The following is a 15,914-nucleotide window of genomic DNA, read 5'->3' as shown; positions in this document are numbered from 1 at the left end:
ATGCAAGAAAGCACTTCCAATTCACCGCTAATGAGCCGAGGTATGAAAGCAGTACTGGCTTCACAGTTCCTCTCTGCATTTGCGGATAATGCATTATTATTTGCCATATTAGCCCAGCTCAAAGCCGAATTTTACCCCGAGTGGAGTCACCCTATCTTGCAAATGGTGTTTGTTTTCACTTATATCATTTTAGCGCCATTTGTTGGGCAAATCGCCGATAGGTTTTCAAAGGGCCGAGTGATGTTGTTTTCTAACATCTTTAAGTTTATTGGAGCATTAGGGATTTGTTTTGGCCTAAACCCATTCCTTTGCTATGGGTTAGTAGGTATCGGTGCCGCATCCTATTCACCGGCTAAATACGGTATTCTCGGTGAACTCACTGGTGGCGATAACCTTGTTAAGGCCAATGGTGTGATGGAGGCTTCAACAATTGCAGCCATTTTAGTGGGGTCAGTTGTCGGAGGAATGCTTTCCGATATTAACTTAATCTTAGCGTTAGGTACATGTGCTGTACTGTATGCGTTAGCCGTTATCGCGAATTTTTTCATCCCACACTTAGCTGCGGCGAGGCCAGGAAAAGGTTGGGATCTTAAGCTGTTGATGACGTCTTTTTTCAGTGCTTGCCGTGTGCTATGGGCGAATCAAGAAAGTCGTTTTTCACTAGTCGGAACTAGCTTGTTCTGGGGAGCCGGGGTAACGTTGCGTTTTCTGCTCGTTGCGTGGGTGCCTGTGGCGTTGGGGTTACAAGACAACACCACACCAACCATTCTAAATGCAATGGTTGCGGTGGGGATAGTCGCAGGTGCGGGGCTTGCTGCCAAATTTATTACCTTAAAAACGGTTTATCGATGCATCCCTGCGGGAGTTATTATAGGTGTGATGGTAGTGTTACTTTCTTTGCAAACTAACATTATTCCATCCTATTTTATTTTAATCATTCTTGGGGTTTTTGGCGGTTTATTTGTCGTTCCATTGAATGCATTATTGCAAGAAAAAGGGAAGGAAACCGTTGGAGCAGGGAATGCGATCGCCGTACAAAATTTAGGTGAAAATAGTGCAATGCTGATTATGTTAGGCTTGTACTCACTCGCTATTAAAGCAGGTTTGTCAGTTGTGAATGCGGGTATTGGTTTTGGTGCTGTATTTGCAATTGCGATTGCAGGTTTATGGGTTTGGGATCGTGCTCGTAAAAAAATGGCATAAAGGTAGATAACATCATGATAGATGAGAAGCGGCTTGAAACACTGAGTATTCAGGTTGGACTGAAACTGAAAGAACAGGGTAAAACAGTCACAACCGCAGAGTCTTGTACTGGGGGCTGGGTTGCGAAGGTTTTAACCGATATCTCGGGTAGCTCAGATTACTTCCAGCGCGGTTTTGTGACATACAGTAATGAAGCAAAGCATCAAATGATCGGTGTTAAGAGTGAGTCTTTACAACAGTATGGCGCTGTAAGCCAACAAGTTGTTACTGAAATGGCGGAAGGCGCTTTGCAAGAAGCCTGTGCAGATTTCGCTGTTTCAGTTAGTGGAATTGCAGGCCCTGGGGGCGGTAGTATAGAAAAACCTGTTGGTACGGTATGGTTTGGTTTTGCGCAAAAACAGGCAGACCAAACGGTATTTGTTACAACACAACATAGAGTGTTTCAAGGAAACCGAAACGAAGTTCGTTTTCAATCAACAGTTTATATACTTGAAACACTTTTAAAACAGTTAAATTAAAAATTTCCTTGATACTGTATGATTATACAGTATAATTAATTTCAACAAACCGAATTCAATCGTTTTATTTGCAGTGGTCAAAGCATTGCACTTAGGGAGTAAACATGGCTATTGATGAAAACAAACAAAAAGCACTTGCAGCAGCATTAGGCCAAATTGAAAAGCAATTTGGTAAAGGCTCCATTATGCGTCTTGGTGAAGACCGCTCTATGGATGTTGAAACTATCTCAACAGGCTCCTTATCCCTTGATGTTGCATTGGGTGCTGGTGGCTTGCCACTAGGTCGTATTGTTGAAATCTACGGCCCTGAATCCTCAGGTAAAACAACACTAACCCTGCAAGTTATTGCAGCAGCACAACGTAGCGGTAAAACGTGTGCTTTTATCGATGCTGAACACGCTTTAGACCCTATCTATGCTAAAAAATTAGGCGTCGATATCGATAACTTACTGTGCTCTCAACCCGATACTGGTGAACAAGCGCTAGAAATTTGTGATGCATTAACTCGCTCAGGTGCAGTTGATGTGATCATCGTTGACTCCGTTGCTGCGTTAACACCAAAAGCGGAAATTGAAGGTGAAATCGGTGATTCACATATGGGCTTAGCTGCTCGTATGATGAGCCAAGCAATGCGTAAGTTAGCGGGTAACTTAAAAACATCTAATACCCTACTGATCTTTATCAACCAAATTCGTATGAAGATTGGTGTTATGTTTGGTAACCCAGAAACAACAACGGGTGGTAATGCATTAAAATTCTATGCATCTGTTCGTTTAGACATCCGTCGTATTGGTGCAGTGAAAAATGGCGAGGAAATCGTCGGTAGTGAAACTCGCGTTAAAGTGGTAAAAAACAAAGTTGCAGCGCCATTTAAACAAGCTGAATTCCAAATTTTGTATGGTGAAGGTATTAATACCTTCGGCGAGCTAATTGACTTGGGTGTAAAACACAAATTAATTGAAAAAGCAGGGGCTTGGTATAGCTATAACGGCGATAAAATTGGCCAAGGTAAAGCTAACTCAACAAATTATTTAAAAGAGCACCCTGAAGTCGCCCAAGAAATTGATACCAAACTGCGTGAAATGTTATTAAACCACACAGGTGAATTTAGCAGTGCGGCAACAGACTTTATCAATGATTCTGATGAAGAAGAAACACCAGAAGAATTTTAATATCAATCTAGTTAATTGATTGGTAAGTAAATTATAGGCGCTCCGCTAATGTGGTTGCGCCTGTTTTATTTTAAACCTATTACATTAATAGTTTATTGAACAGTTTTTCTGTGGAAAAATACACCAGTGCAAGGTATAAACATACTTTCAGAAAATATCTAGACGCTTTACAATGAAAGCTGCGAATGGATGTATCTATATTTTACTTCTGCACAAAGAGACTTTATCTTATCAGTCACTTTTTAATCGGAGAGTTGATTAGAGGTGATGTTACATTCCATCTCAACAATTCGTAATTCTGTTTCCAGCTTGATATCGGGATAAATATGAGTAAAAGCACCGCTGAGATCCGTCAAGCGTTTCTCGACTTTTTTCATACAAAAGGTCATCAAGTGGTCTCTAGTAGTTCACTAGTGCCAAATAATGACCCTACACTATTGTTCACAAACGCAGGGATGAACCAGTTCAAAGATGTATTTCTTGGTCTGGATAAAAGAGCATATTCCCGAGCGACAACCGCGCAGCGCTGTGTGCGTGCAGGTGGTAAACATAACGACTTAGAAAATGTGGGCTATACCGCTCGCCACCATACATTTTTTGAAATGTTAGGCAATTTTAGCTTTGGCGATTACTTTAAGCATGACGCTATCCGTTTTGCTTGGGAATTATTGACTAGTGAAGAATGGTTTAACTTACCAAAAGAAAGGCTGTGGGTGACCGTTTACGCAACTGACGATGAAGCCTATGACATTTGGAACAAAGAAATTGGTGTTCCAGTTGAGCGTATTATTCGTATCGGTGATAACAAGGGCGCGCCATATGCGTCAGATAACTTCTGGCAGATGGGTGATACCGGTCCTTGTGGTCCATGTACCGAGATTTTCTATGATCACGGTGACCACATATGGGGTGGACCTCCAGGAAGCCCAGAAGAAGACGGTGATCGCTATATTGAAATTTGGAACTTGGTCTTCATGCAATTTAACCGTCAGTCTGACGGGACAATGGAGCCTCTGCCAAAACCTTCAGTCGATACAGGAATGGGCTTAGAGCGTATTTCTGCAGTATTGCAGCACGTTAATTCAAACTATGAAATTGATATTTTTCGCGATCTCATCGCTGCAGCCGCTAAAGCAACAGGTGCGACGGATTTAGAAAATAAATCATTACGTGTTATTGCTGACCATATTCGTTCTTGTGCATTCCTTGTTAGTGATGGTGTTATTCCATCAAATGAAGGTCGTGGTTATGTTCTGCGCCGCATTATCCGTCGTGCTGTTCGTCATGGTTATATGCTTGGTGCCAAAGATACCTTCTTCTATAAATTAGTCGCGCCACTGATTAACGTCATGGGGTCTGCGGCTGATGAACTTGGACGCCAGCAAGCAATGGTCGAAAAAGTTCTCAAGACCGAAGAAGAGCAATTTGCTCGCACTTTAGAACGTGGTCTTCAGTTATTAGATGAAGAACTTGCCTCACTGAAAGGGGATACTCTGGACGGTGAAGCCGCATTCCGCTTATATGACACCTATGGCTTCCCAATCGATTTAACGGCAGATGTTTGCCGTGAACGCAATATTAAAGTCGACGAAGAAGGTTTTGAGCGAGCGATGGAGGACCAGCGTCGTCGTGCGCGCGAATCCAGTGGTTTTGGTGCAGATTATAACTCTTTAATTAAAGTTGATAAGCGCAGTGAATTCTCCGGTTATCAATATGATGAGCAACAAGCGACTATTACTGCATTATATAAAGATGGCCAGCCTGTAGACAGCTTGAATGCAGGTGAAGAAGGCTTAGTTATACTAGACAAAACAGCATTTTACGCAGAGTCTGGTGGGCAAGTCGGTGATACTGGTTATTTAAATAATGATAGTGTGAGCTTCAAAGTTACTGACACACAAAAATATGGTCAAGCGATTGGGCATATTGGTAAGGTTGAAGCGGGAACACTCGTTGTTAACCATAGAATTACCGCTTTTGTGGATAGTGCTAGACGTGATGCTATACGTTTGAATCACTCAGCAACGCACTTACTGCATGCGGCATTACGCCAAGTATTAGGTGACCATGTTTCTCAAAAGGGGTCATTGGTTAATGATAAATACTTGCGTTTTGACTTCTCCCATTTTGAGGCGATGACACAAGACCAACTACGCCAAGTAGAAGATATTGTGAATGCGCAAATCCGTAAAAATTCAGAAATTGAAACTGAACTGATGGATTTAGAAGGTGCAAAAGCAAAAGGCGCTATGGCATTATTTGGTGAAAAATATGAAGAGCGTGTACGTGTTCTGAGTATGGGTGATTTTTCTATCGAATTATGTGGTGGTACTCATGCGCGTCGTACCGGAGATATTGGTTTGTTCCGTATTCTTAGCGAATCGGGTACCGCTGCAGGTGTTCGTCGTATTGAAGCGACGACGGGTACTACAGCAATTGAAAGTATTCACAATCAATCAGAGCAACTTTCGGCAATTGCACACTTGGTTAAAGGTGATATGAATAGCCTTGTCGAGAAAGTGAAAGCGGCATTAGATAAATCTCGCCAGCTCGAAAAAGAAATTGTGCAACTAAAAGATCAACAAGCATCTCAAGAAAGTGCTTCACTAAGTAGCAAAGCGAAAGACGTGAAAGGCATCAAATTATTAGTGACTCAATTAGGAGATACTGATCCTAAGTTGTTGAGAACTATGGTTGATGACCTTAAAAATCAGTTGAAATCAGCGATTATCGTGCTTTCAACAACAAGTGGTGATAAAGTCAGTATGATTGTTGGGGTGACTAATGATTTAACTGCTAAAGTTAAAGCAGGTGACTTGATTTCCCATATTGCAAGTCAGGTTGGTGGTAAAGGTGGTGGCCGCCCAGACATGGCTCAAGCAGGAGGTACTGACGTTAACGCATTGCCTGCTGCGATGGCGAGTGTCGAAGAATGGGTTGAAGCACGCCTGTAAGCACTTACAAAGTTGCCTCATTAAAAGATGAGGCAACTTTAATCTGTTGCGGCATTGTTAATGTATCGTTTGTAGTGCTATATTTTGCTTGTAAATAATTAGAATGCTTGTATTGATGGCATCAATGCTTTAGGTGAATGTCATTGCTTTACGTTTTCACGGTGTGTGATGGACAATAGCGGGGGATACCTAGAGACCCGACTCTTTTAATATTTCAAGGAGCAAAGAATGCTTATTCTGACTCGTCGAGTTGGTGAAACACTCATGATAGGCGATGAGGTAACAGTTACTGTATTGGGTGTCAAAGGCAACCAAGTTCGTATTGGTGTTAATGCCCCAAAAGAAGTTTCTGTTCACCGTGAAGAAATTTATCAACGGATCCAGGCTGAAAAGACTCAACCAGATAATCAATAATAATGAATAAGCGTCCAATGATTGACCACACAGCAAGAATGGGCGCTTGTCTTACTCGCATTATTTCTAAAAATATCCTTTCGTTTTTATACTTTTCTAGCATCAAACTCACTTTATTACTTAGTCTTCGGTTCTCTTGTACTGAAATTTAGTTTCCTTTTGTTCGAAATATAGGCTAATCAATCCTGTGAGCTCATTTTCATTCATTTGTAGAATAATTTTTTTCCAGTATTTTTGTTTATAAAGTTAGTGTCATAAGGGCTGAAATATATCTTTTTCGGTGTTAAACTAATCATCTTGCTTGTGAAATGTGCAAACAGACACCGGAATGCAAAAAGTTTGGAAAAATTGTTTGACTTCTAAGTCTAGGAAAGTAATATGTGCGCCACACAGCAACGAGATGTTTGAAAAAACAAATCGTGTGTAACTAAAATATGGTGAGGTGGCCGAGAGGCTGAAGGCGCTCCCCTGCTAAGGGAGTATGCGGTCAAAAGCTGCATCGAGGGTTCGAATCCCTCCCTCACCGCCATTTTAGATTATGCATCCGTAGCTCAGCTGGATAGAGTACTCGGCTACGAACCGAGCGGTCGGAGGTTCGAATCCTCCCGGATGCACCATTTTTAACCCTATGAGAACATCTGATGGGGTTTTGTTTTGGTTTTAGCAGCCAAACAAAGCAGTAACTAAGAAGTTGATTTACAGAAGTAGAAGTTGATAAAGAAGTTTGAGAGAGCAGCACATCTTGCATTAAGTATGCATCCGTAGCTCAGCTGGATAGAGTACTCGGCTACGAACCGAGCGGTCGGAGGTTCGAATCCTCCCGGATGCACCATCTCTTAGCTAATAACTTAGCATATCAATAATACCTTTTAATTTAACTCAGAAAAGTTATTGAGAATACATCGATTCAAAATCGAATGAATTTTGCATCCGTAGCTCAGCTGGATAGAGTACTCGGCTACGAACCGAGCGGTCGGAGGTTCGAATCCTCCCGGATGCACCATCATTAAGAAACTCCTCATTTGAGGAGTTTTTTTTTGCCTAAAATTACCATTCATAAAATTAACTAAATCGCATTTTCCATGCATCTTTGATTTATTCCCTCATAAACCACACATCTAGACAGCGACAATTTATGTGATTTAAGCTAAAGTAATTGCCTTAATAAAATAAATTAACATCACAGGCGGGAGGTCGACTTGATCCCGGACGTATCGAAAGCGCTCTCATGGTTAGAGGCGCACCCAGAAACACTAAATGGTATTCAACGTGGTATAGAGCGTGAAACATTGCGTGTAACCCCTACAGGCGCAATTGCAGAGACCTTGCATCCAGAAGGGCTGGGAAAAGCTTTAACACATAAATGGATCACGACAGATTTTGCGGAGTCCCTACTCGAATTTATTACTCCTGTAGATAAAAGCATTAGCCATAATTTGGCTTTTTTGCGGGATTTACACCGCTATACAGCTCGACACCTTCAAGATGAAAGAATGTGGCCGTTGAGTATGCCGTGCTTTATTGAAAGTGAAGATAAAATCACTCTTGCGCAATATGGCTCTTCTAATGTAGGGCAGTTTAAAACGCTGTACCGTGAAGGCCTTAAAAATCGTTATGGCGCTTTGATGCAAACGATAGCAGGGGTGCATTATAACTTCTCTTTGCCGATTGAATTTTGGCAAGCATGGGCAGGCATTGAAGATGAAGAAAGCGGTAAAGAAAAAATTTCTGAAGGCTATTTACGTCTGATTAGAAATTACTACCGCTTTGGTTGGGTTATTCCTTATCTATTCGGTGCATCTCCGGCTATTTGCGGCTCTTTTTTGAAAGATAGGGATACAACGCTATCATTTGATAAAACGGACTGTGGTACGTATTACTTGCCTTATGCGACATCTCTACGCATGAGTGACTTAGGTTATACAAATAAATCACAAAGTGATTTAAATATCACGTTCAATAAACTGGATGAATATGTAGAAAACCTGAAAAAAGCTATCCATAAGCCTTCAGCTGAATTTGAAAAACTGGGTGTCAAAAAAGATGGCAAATATATTCAGCTAAATACGAATGTGCTACAAATTGAAAATGAGCTCTACGCCCCAATACGGCCGAAACGCGTTCCTAAAGGCAATGAATCACCTTCCGATGCATTATTGCGCGGTGGTATTGAGTACATTGAAGTCCGTTCACTTGATATCAATCCATTTAGTGCAATAGGCGTTAATGAAACACAAGCTCGTTTTGTTGATCTATTCTTAATATGGTGCGTACTCGCTGATGCACCTGAAATGAACGCACAAGAATTAGACTGTTGTCGTCAAAACTGGAATCGTGTCATCCTTGAAGGCCGTAAACCCGGTCAAGTTATTGGTTTCGGCTGTGGTAGTGAAGTTAAGCCATTAGTTGAAGTTGGGCAGCAATTATTTAATGACTTGATCCGCGTGGCTGAAGTGTTAGACACTTGTTGTGATGCTAAATATCAAGAAGTTTGTCACCAATTTGTCGCTATGTTTAAAGATCCAACTCTCACATATTCAGCGCTTGTTATGGATGAAATGTTAGAAAAAGGCATTGGTGGCTACGGGTTAGAATTAGCTGAAAAATATTTTGAACAGTTAGTGAATGAACCGTATGAAGTGATAACTGAAGAGCAATTTGAGCAAGCACGATTGGCTTCAATAGAGAAGCAAGCGAAGATGGAACAAAGTGAGAGCGAAAGCTTTGAGGACTATCTACGCATTCATGCAGGACGCTAAAAGAAATGGCCACTCTAGGTGGCCAAATAAAAAATCTCTTAGAGAATTAGGGATGATAACAAATTGCGCGTCTTTCAATAATTCAGACTCTGCATTTTCAAAATAGTTTCATTTATTTTAGAAAATATTTTTTATTTTTGAGGAGGTCACAAAATGCCATTATTAGATAGCTTTACTGTCGATCATACTCGCATGTCAGCGCCTGCTGTACGTGTGGCAAAGACCATGAAAACACCAAGTGGTGATACCATCACGGTTTTTGATTTGCGTTTTACTGTACCAAATGAAGAAGCCATGACAGAAAAAGGGACGCATACTTTAGAGCACCTCTTTGCAGGCTTTATGCGTGACCACCTCAACGGTAACGGTGTTGAAATTATTGATATTTCACCAATGGGGTGCCGCACTGGTTTTTATATGAGCCTTATTGGTCAGCCTGATGAACTGCGTGTTGCTAATGCATGGAAGGCAGCAATGGAAGATGTTTTGCAGGTGAAAGATCAAAACAAAATTCCTGAATTGAATGTCTATCAGTGCGGTACATATAAAATGCACTCACTGGAAGAAGCCCAGCAAATTGCACGTAATGTTCTTGCATCTGAAATTGGTATCAATAAGAACGATGAGTTAGCATTACCTGCAGAGAAACTTGAACAGCTACATGTTTAGTTTTTATCAAATATTCTCTATAAAAAGAGCCAATTAAGGCTCTTTTTATTTTTATAGAAGAATTTAATGGCAAGTTTATAAACAAATCAAAGATCGGGAACTTGAGAACTAAAAGTAAGAGGTGTGATCCTGACCTGCTTAACGATGTTTTCATTCATCGCTAATACTTCGATAAGGTAATGTCCTACCACGATTTGCTCTTCAAGTTGTGGAATATCACCGATGACTTCCAAAACCATGCCATTAACCGTCCTAGGACCATCTACAGGGAGATTCCAATCAAAAGCCTTATTCAGCTCACGAATATTAGCAGAACCATCTACAAGAACGCTCCCATCGCTCTGTGGTAAAACTTCTTCAGCTAAGGATGGCGACATAGAGGTGGTGAAATCACCAACTATCTCTTCTAAGATATCTTCTACAGTGATAAGGCCTTGAATCTCACCATATTCATCAACAATAATCCCGAGTTTTTCTTTATTGTGCTGGAAGTTAACTAACTGAACATTTAACGGTGTACTGTTAGGAATAAAATAAATGTTATCTGCAGCTTTAATGAGGTTTTGCTTATTAAATTCACGTTTTTCCATCATGAGACGGTACGCTTCGCGGACGCGTAGAATGCCAATAGAGTCATCAAGTGAATCGCGATAAAGCACAATACGGCCATGAGGGGAGTGCGTAAGCTGCCGAATAATTGATTTCCAGTCATCATTGACATCAATGCCAACAATCTCATTCCTTGGCAGCATAATATCGCCAACCGTGACTTTGTCTAAGTCTAAAATTGAAATCAGCATGTCTTGATTTCGGCGGCTAATTTTATGCTTTGATTCGTTAACAATGGTGCGTAGCTCTTCCTTATTAACCGCATCAGTCCGTGCGGTTAGTGACTTCACCCCAATGCAACGTAACAGTAGTGCTGAAATAGTATTAAATGCCCAAACAATAGGCATCATAACGACTTGCAATGGTTTTAAGAGATAGCTACTTGGAAATGCAATTTTTTCAGGGTACAGCGCTGCCAGTGTCTTTGGCATAACTTCGGCAAAAATGAGGATCACAAAAGTCAGGATCCCAGTTGCCATTGCTACACCCGCGTTACCGTATAGCCGCATACCGATAATAGTGGCTAATGCGGAAGCAACTATGTTGATTAAGTTGTTACCGATAAGGACTAGGCTTAACAGCTTATCAGGATGTTTAAGGAGTTTCTCAACACGTATCGCTGAGCGATTACCTTGTTTTGCTAAATGTTTTAACCGGTAACGGTTTAGCGTCATCATCCCAGTTTCTGATGCAGAGAAATAGGCTGACATAAAAATTAAAACAATCAATATGATGATTAGCGTACTCGTGGACACATCATCCAAAACAAGTTTCCTTATGTGGTGAAAGTAGTGACTTTATTTGCGTCAAAATACCATAAACTCCTGTATTAGACGGTTGCCAAAAAAAGCCATAGTTAAGATGATTGAGCCGCCAACATGGAAAAATAGGACGCGCTTACCTCGCCATCCTCCATGGAAATGCCCCCAAAGTAGAGTGATATAAACAAACCAAGCGATAACGGATAACACTGATTTATGGATATTTTCTTTATCAAAAATATTATCCATATAAATAAAGCCAGTGCATAAGGTTAGAGTTAGCAAAATGACACCAACTTGAGTGATATGGAACATTTTACGTTCAATCACCATCATCGGTGGCATATCGGGGCTAAATTTTAAGGTCTTATTTTTTAGCTGATGGTCAATTAAAGCCACTTGTAATGCATACAAAGCAGCAATAAGGAGTGTTGCATAGCTCAACAAAGCGAGGCCAATGTGAACAAACAGGGGGACGCGAGCTTCGAGGTGGGTAATAAACTCACCAGGCATTAGCGTTGACAGCATCAAGTTAATGATGGCAAAACTATAGACTATGGGTGTTAAGTACCAAGCCTTTCCCCAGTAAGCGACAACAGTCATAATCACACACATGAGTAAGCTCACTGTTGAGCCTAAATTCAACAGCGTGAGGTTTTGTCCTTCGGCTTCACTGAAAATCAAAAATTTCAATGTAATAGCGTGAGTTACTAACGCAACAACGGCAAGAAAAAGCGCGAGATGGCGGTAAAACGGCTGTTTACGCACTTGGCCGGGGACGATCAGTAACAGACTGACCATGTATGTACAAACTGCTATGACTGCAAATACGGGCATAGTATAGTGTCGTTAATCATTTTTAGTGGAAAGTTATTTCATAGTATAACTTGTACGAGTGCAGGCTCCAACTATTGGACGGGTCAATCGCAATATATTCATTGCTGATAGCACTTCACGCGCCTACGGGTTTGGTTCGTATTATTAAATTCAAGCCATAATAACCTGTATCATCCGTTTCAAACAGGGGGCAGCGAAAAAACTGCGGGCATGTTACAATGGGGCATTATTTTGCCGCAATTATTTTTAGTGTTGGTTTTCCTTCATCGTTGTGAAGGCATTGATGCTTATAATTCAAGTTGTTAGATAACACGCACTTGAAATTATCTGTATTAGCAACCAGATCAGGCTGACATCGGCCCATCAACAGAATTGAGCTAAGACATATGTTTGATAATTTAACTGACAGACTATCGCGCACGTTGCGCAATATCAGTGGGCGTGGGCGTCTAACTGATGAAAATATTAAAGAAACACTACGCGAAGTTCGTATGGCCTTGCTGGAAGCTGATGTTGCTTTACCAGTTGTCCGTGAATTCATTCAAAAAGTTAAAGAAAATGCAGTTGGGCAAGATGTCAATAAAAGTCTAACACCAGGCCAAGAGTTCATCAAAATAGTTCAAAATGAACTGACTCGGGCGATGGGGGACGAAAACCACCAACTTAATTTATCCGCACAACCTCCTGCGGTCGTTTTAATGGCGGGTTTGCAAGGTGCGGGTAAAACAACCAGCGTTGCAAAATTAGGTAAGCTTTTAAAAGAAAAACAAAAGAAAAAAGTATTAGTTGTCTCTGCTGACGTTTATCGCCCCGCAGCGATTAAACAATTAGAGACGTTAGCTGAAAGTGTTGGTATTGATTTTTTCCCTTCGGAAGTACAAGAAAAACCCGCTGCGATTGTTCAAAAAGCATTAAAACATGCACAATTGCAATTCTACGATGTGCTGTTAGTGGATACAGCGGGTCGCTTGCACGTCGATGAAGCGATGATGGAAGAAATCCAAGAAGTTCACCGCATTATTAAGCCAGTTGAAACCTTATTCGTCGTTGATGCGATGACAGGGCAAGATGCGGCAAACACAGCGAAAGCGTTTAATGAAGCCTTGCCACTGACCGGGATTGTGTTGACCAAGGTCGATGGTGATGCGCGAGGTGGTGCGGCACTTTCAATTCGTGCTATTACGGGGAAACCCATTAAGTTCTTAGGTGTTGGTGAAAAAACTGATGCCTTAGAACCATTCCATCCAGAGCGCGTTGCGTCGCGTATTCTTGGAATGGGTGATGTGATTTCTCTGATTGAAGAGATTGAGCATAAAGTTGACCGTGATGAAGCTGAAAAGCTTGCTAAAAAACTTAAAACAGGGGATGGCTTTGATTTAAATGACTTTTTAAGTCAATTAAAGCAAATGCGTAATATGGGCGGTATGGCGAGCATGATGAGTAAAATGCCCGGAATGTCTCAGTTACCAGATGCCGTTAAGTCCCAAATGGATGATAAAATCACCGTTCGTATGGAAGCGATGATTAATTCCATGACACGTAAAGAACGTGAAAAACCTGAAATTATTAAAGGTTCGCGAAAACGTCGTATTGCGGCAGGTTCGGGAACTACCGTGCAAGAAGTTAACCGCCTCTTAAAACAATTTGATGACATGCAACGCATGATGAAGAAAATGAAAAAAGGTGGTCTAGCCAAGATGATGCGCGGCATGAAGGGTATGATGCCTCCGGGTTTTCCGGGGCGTTAAGCAATAAAGCCTCAAAGAAAACGCACTTTTGATTGATTTTTGCGTCAAAGTGAGTAAACTTTTCGGGCTTTTTATATGACAGCCGGACTCTATCCCTCGATGGAGTCTGGTTGTTTTGTTAACTAATGAGGATGTTATGGTAACAATTCGTTTATCTCGTGGCGGCGCTAAAAAACGTCCGTTCTACCAAATCGTTGTAACCGATAGCCGCAATGCGCGTGACGGTCGTTTCATTGAGCGTATCGGTTTCTTCAACCCGATCGCTGCTGGTCAAGCAGAAGAACTGCGTTTAGACCTGGACCGTATTGAGCATTGGGTTGGCTTAGGCGCAACTATTTCTGACCGTGTTGCACAACTGGTCAAACAAGCTAAGAAAGCAGCTTAATCTGTCGCGGTGGTAACAATGAGCAAGCAAACTAAACTACAGCCACCTGAAAACCCAATCGTGTTGGGGAAATTAGGTGCAGCGTACGGTATTCGTGGTTGGCTCAAAGTTTTTTCGTCCACCGAACATGCTGAAAGTATTTTTGAGTATCAGCCTTGGTTTATCCAACGCTCAGGTCAATGGCAACACATTGAAATTGAAGATTGGAAACATCATAACAAGGATATCATCGTCAAGCTGAACGGGGTCGATGACCGCGATGCAGCTGCGCTTTTGACTAACTTTGAGATTGCGGTTGATTCAACCCAACTTCCTGAGTTAGAAAACGAATACTACTGGAAAGACCTGATGGGCTGCCATGTAGTGACGTTACAAGGCTATGACCTTGGTACCATCACTGACATGATGGAGACCGGTTCAAATGATGTACTGGTCATTAAGGCGAATTTAAAAGATGCATTTGGCATCAAGGAGCGGTTGGTTCCGTTTCTTGATGGGCAGGTTATCAAGAAAGTCGATCTCGATGCCAAACTTATTGAAGTGGATTGGGATCCTGGTTTTTAAATCTCCGGTTGAACGGTATTGATAAGTGGGACGAAATGATGTGGATTGGTGTAATTAGCCTGTTTCCCGAAATGTTCCGCGCAATAACCGAGTACGGGGTAACTGGTCGGGCAGTGAAAAATGGCCTGCTAACATTTGAGTGCTGGAATCCGCGGGATTTTACTCACGATAGGCACAAAACTGTTGATGATCGCCCCTATGGTGGTGGTCCAGGCATGCTGATGATGGTGCAACCGCTTAAGGATGCAATCAACGCAGCAAGAACTGAGGCAGGTGTTGGTGCAAAGGTTATTTATCTTTCACCGCAAGGGCGCAAACTCAGTCAAGACGGTGTTTGCGAGCTGGCAACCAATGAGAAATTGATTCTTGTTTGTGGCCGCTATGAAGGTATTGATGAGCGTATCATTCAAACCGAAGTTGACGAAGAATGGTCAATCGGTGATTACGTTCTCAGTGGTGGGGAACTCCCCGCGATGGTGTTGATTGACTCAGTTTCACGGTTTATTCCGGGGGTACTTGGTCATCAAGCCTCTGCTCAAGAAGACTCTTTTGCAGATGGTTTGTTAGATTGTCCACACTATACCCGCCCTGAAGTGTTAGACGGTATGCAGGTTCCGGAAGTTTTACTTTCAGGAAACCACGCTAAAATAGATAGCTGGCGCATGAAACAATCACTTGGCCGTACCTGGCTTAGAAGACCTGAGCTTCTGGAAAGCCTAGCTCTGACTGACGAGCAGAGGATGTTGTTGACTGAATTCCAAGTTGAATATCAGTCCAAGCAACAAATGAATCCAGACAATTAATTGTCTAAACATATCAGTTTACCTAGGGTAAGAGAGTTATTATGAGCAACATTATTAAACAACTTGAACAAGAGCAAATGAAGCAGGACGTACCTTCATTCCGTCAGGGTGACACTGTGGAAGTTAAGGTATGGGTCGTAGAAGGCTCTAAAAAACGTCTGCAGGCATTCGAGGGCGTGGTTATCGCTATTCGTAACCGCGGTCTGCACTCTGCATTCACTGTTCGTAAAATTTCTAACGGCGAAGGTGTTGAGCGTGTATTCCAAACTCACTCACCAGTCGTAGATAGCATTGCTGTTAAACGTCGTGGTGCTGTTCGCAGAGCTAAGCTGTACTACCTGCGTGAGCGTTCTGGTAAGGCAGCTCGTATCAAAGAGCGTCTGAACGCCAAGTAATACGCTTTCGCTACATCCGAAAGTTATGTTATGAGAGAGGCCCGCATTTGCGGGCCTTTTTATATTCGTCACTATATTCGTCATATTTCAAGTTGTAGCTGTGTTGGCAGCACTCATTCGCCC

General features: G+C 41.9%; 14 protein-coding genes and 4 tRNA genes. 16 read left to right on the top strand and 2 right to left on the bottom strand.

Annotation, left to right across the window (positions count from 1 at the left end; translation table 11 throughout):
* The 11 genes from lplT to luxS all read left to right on the top strand — a co-directional run bounded on the left by lplT (position 1) and on the right by luxS (position 9,689).
* Entirely contained in the window at positions 1 to 1,203 is a 1,203-nt protein-coding gene (lplT, locus tag PSE60_RS10985) for a lysophospholipid transporter LplT (RefSeq protein ID WP_272665436.1), read from the top strand.
* A 14-nt stretch (positions 1,204 to 1,217) separates the two neighbouring features.
* Positions 1,218 to 1,721, top strand: coding sequence for a nicotinamide-nucleotide amidase (pncC, locus tag PSE60_RS10980; RefSeq protein ID WP_272665435.1), 504 nt, complete (start codon positions 1,218 to 1,220; stop codon positions 1,719 to 1,721).
* A gap of 104 nt (positions 1,722 to 1,825) precedes the next feature.
* On the top strand, positions 1,826 to 2,893 hold the full coding sequence (gene recA, locus PSE60_RS10975) for a recombinase RecA (protein WP_004914068.1): 1,068 nt from the start codon (positions 1,826 to 1,828) through the stop codon (positions 2,891 to 2,893).
* Positions 2,894 to 3,219: 326 nt separating this feature from the next.
* Complete coding sequence (gene alaS, locus PSE60_RS10970; protein WP_210837512.1) at positions 3,220 to 5,847, top strand: alanine--tRNA ligase; 2,628 nt, start codon at positions 3,220 to 3,222, stop codon at positions 5,845 to 5,847.
* Between the two features lie 228 nt (positions 5,848 to 6,075).
* Positions 6,076 to 6,261: a carbon storage regulator CsrA gene (gene csrA, locus PSE60_RS10965; protein ID WP_004264815.1), complete on the top strand. Its 186-nt coding sequence runs from the start codon at positions 6,076 to 6,078 to the stop codon at positions 6,259 to 6,261.
* A gap of 436 nt (positions 6,262 to 6,697) precedes the next feature.
* Positions 6,698 to 6,790 (top strand) — tRNA-Ser (locus PSE60_RS10960).
* 11 nt (positions 6,791 to 6,801) lie between these two features.
* A tRNA-Arg gene (locus PSE60_RS10955) sits at positions 6,802 to 6,878 on the top strand.
* Between the two features lie 138 nt (positions 6,879 to 7,016).
* A tRNA-Arg gene (locus tag PSE60_RS10950) sits at positions 7,017 to 7,093 on the top strand.
* A 94-nt stretch (positions 7,094 to 7,187) separates the two neighbouring features.
* Positions 7,188 to 7,264, top strand: a tRNA-Arg gene (locus PSE60_RS10945).
* 196 nt (positions 7,265 to 7,460) lie between these two features.
* Positions 7,461 to 9,020, top strand: coding sequence for a glutamate--cysteine ligase (gene gshA, locus PSE60_RS10940; protein ID WP_210837514.1), 1,560 nt, complete (start codon positions 7,461 to 7,463; stop codon positions 9,018 to 9,020).
* Positions 9,021 to 9,173: 153 nt separating this feature from the next.
* Positions 9,174 to 9,689, top strand: coding sequence for an S-ribosylhomocysteine lyase (gene luxS, locus PSE60_RS10935; protein ID WP_004914042.1), 516 nt, complete (start codon positions 9,174 to 9,176; stop codon positions 9,687 to 9,689).
* A gap of 86 nt (positions 9,690 to 9,775) precedes the next feature.
* On the opposite strand, the gene PSE60_RS10930 is transcribed toward luxS, so the two are convergent.
* Positions 9,776 to 11,062 (bottom strand): CNNM domain-containing protein, encoded by a 1,287-nt coding sequence (locus PSE60_RS10930; protein ID WP_109911980.1) that lies wholly within the window; start codon positions 11,060 to 11,062, stop codon positions 9,776 to 9,778.
* Between the two features lie 42 nt (positions 11,063 to 11,104).
* Positions 11,105 to 11,896, bottom strand: a complete 792-nt coding sequence (locus PSE60_RS10925; protein WP_004264820.1) for a cytochrome C assembly family protein — start codon at positions 11,894 to 11,896, stop codon at positions 11,105 to 11,107.
* A 386-nt stretch (positions 11,897 to 12,282) separates the two neighbouring features.
* On the opposite strand from PSE60_RS10925, the gene ffh reads away from it, so the two are divergent.
* The 5 genes from ffh (at position 12,283) to rplS (ending at position 15,791) form a co-directional block, all read left to right on the top strand.
* Positions 12,283 to 13,644, top strand: a complete 1,362-nt coding sequence (gene ffh / locus PSE60_RS10920; protein ID WP_210837520.1) for a signal recognition particle protein — start codon at positions 12,283 to 12,285, stop codon at positions 13,642 to 13,644.
* A 136-nt stretch (positions 13,645 to 13,780) separates the two neighbouring features.
* Complete coding sequence (gene rpsP, locus PSE60_RS10915; RefSeq protein WP_004914031.1) at positions 13,781 to 14,029, top strand: 30S ribosomal protein S16; 249 nt, start codon at positions 13,781 to 13,783, stop codon at positions 14,027 to 14,029.
* 18 nt (positions 14,030 to 14,047) lie between these two features.
* Positions 14,048 to 14,593, top strand: a complete 546-nt coding sequence (rimM, locus tag PSE60_RS10910) for a ribosome maturation factor RimM (RefSeq protein WP_047757188.1) — start codon at positions 14,048 to 14,050, stop codon at positions 14,591 to 14,593.
* Positions 14,594 to 14,631: 38 nt separating this feature from the next.
* Positions 14,632 to 15,396: a tRNA (guanosine(37)-N1)-methyltransferase TrmD gene (trmD, locus tag PSE60_RS10905; protein ID WP_198641904.1), complete on the top strand. Its 765-nt coding sequence runs from the start codon at positions 14,632 to 14,634 to the stop codon at positions 15,394 to 15,396.
* A 41-nt stretch (positions 15,397 to 15,437) separates the two neighbouring features.
* Complete coding sequence (gene rplS / locus PSE60_RS10900; RefSeq protein WP_004914006.1) at positions 15,438 to 15,791, top strand: 50S ribosomal protein L19; 354 nt, start codon at positions 15,438 to 15,440, stop codon at positions 15,789 to 15,791.
* The last annotated feature ends 123 nt before the right edge of the window (positions 15,792 to 15,914 follow it).

Source organism: Providencia sp. PROV174 (genome assembly GCF_028480685.1).
Classification (GTDB): Bacteria; Pseudomonadota; Gammaproteobacteria; order Enterobacterales; family Enterobacteriaceae; genus Providencia; species Providencia rettgeri.
Note: the sequence above shows the minus strand (reverse complement) of the source record. Positions and strands in the feature narration are given on the sequence as shown.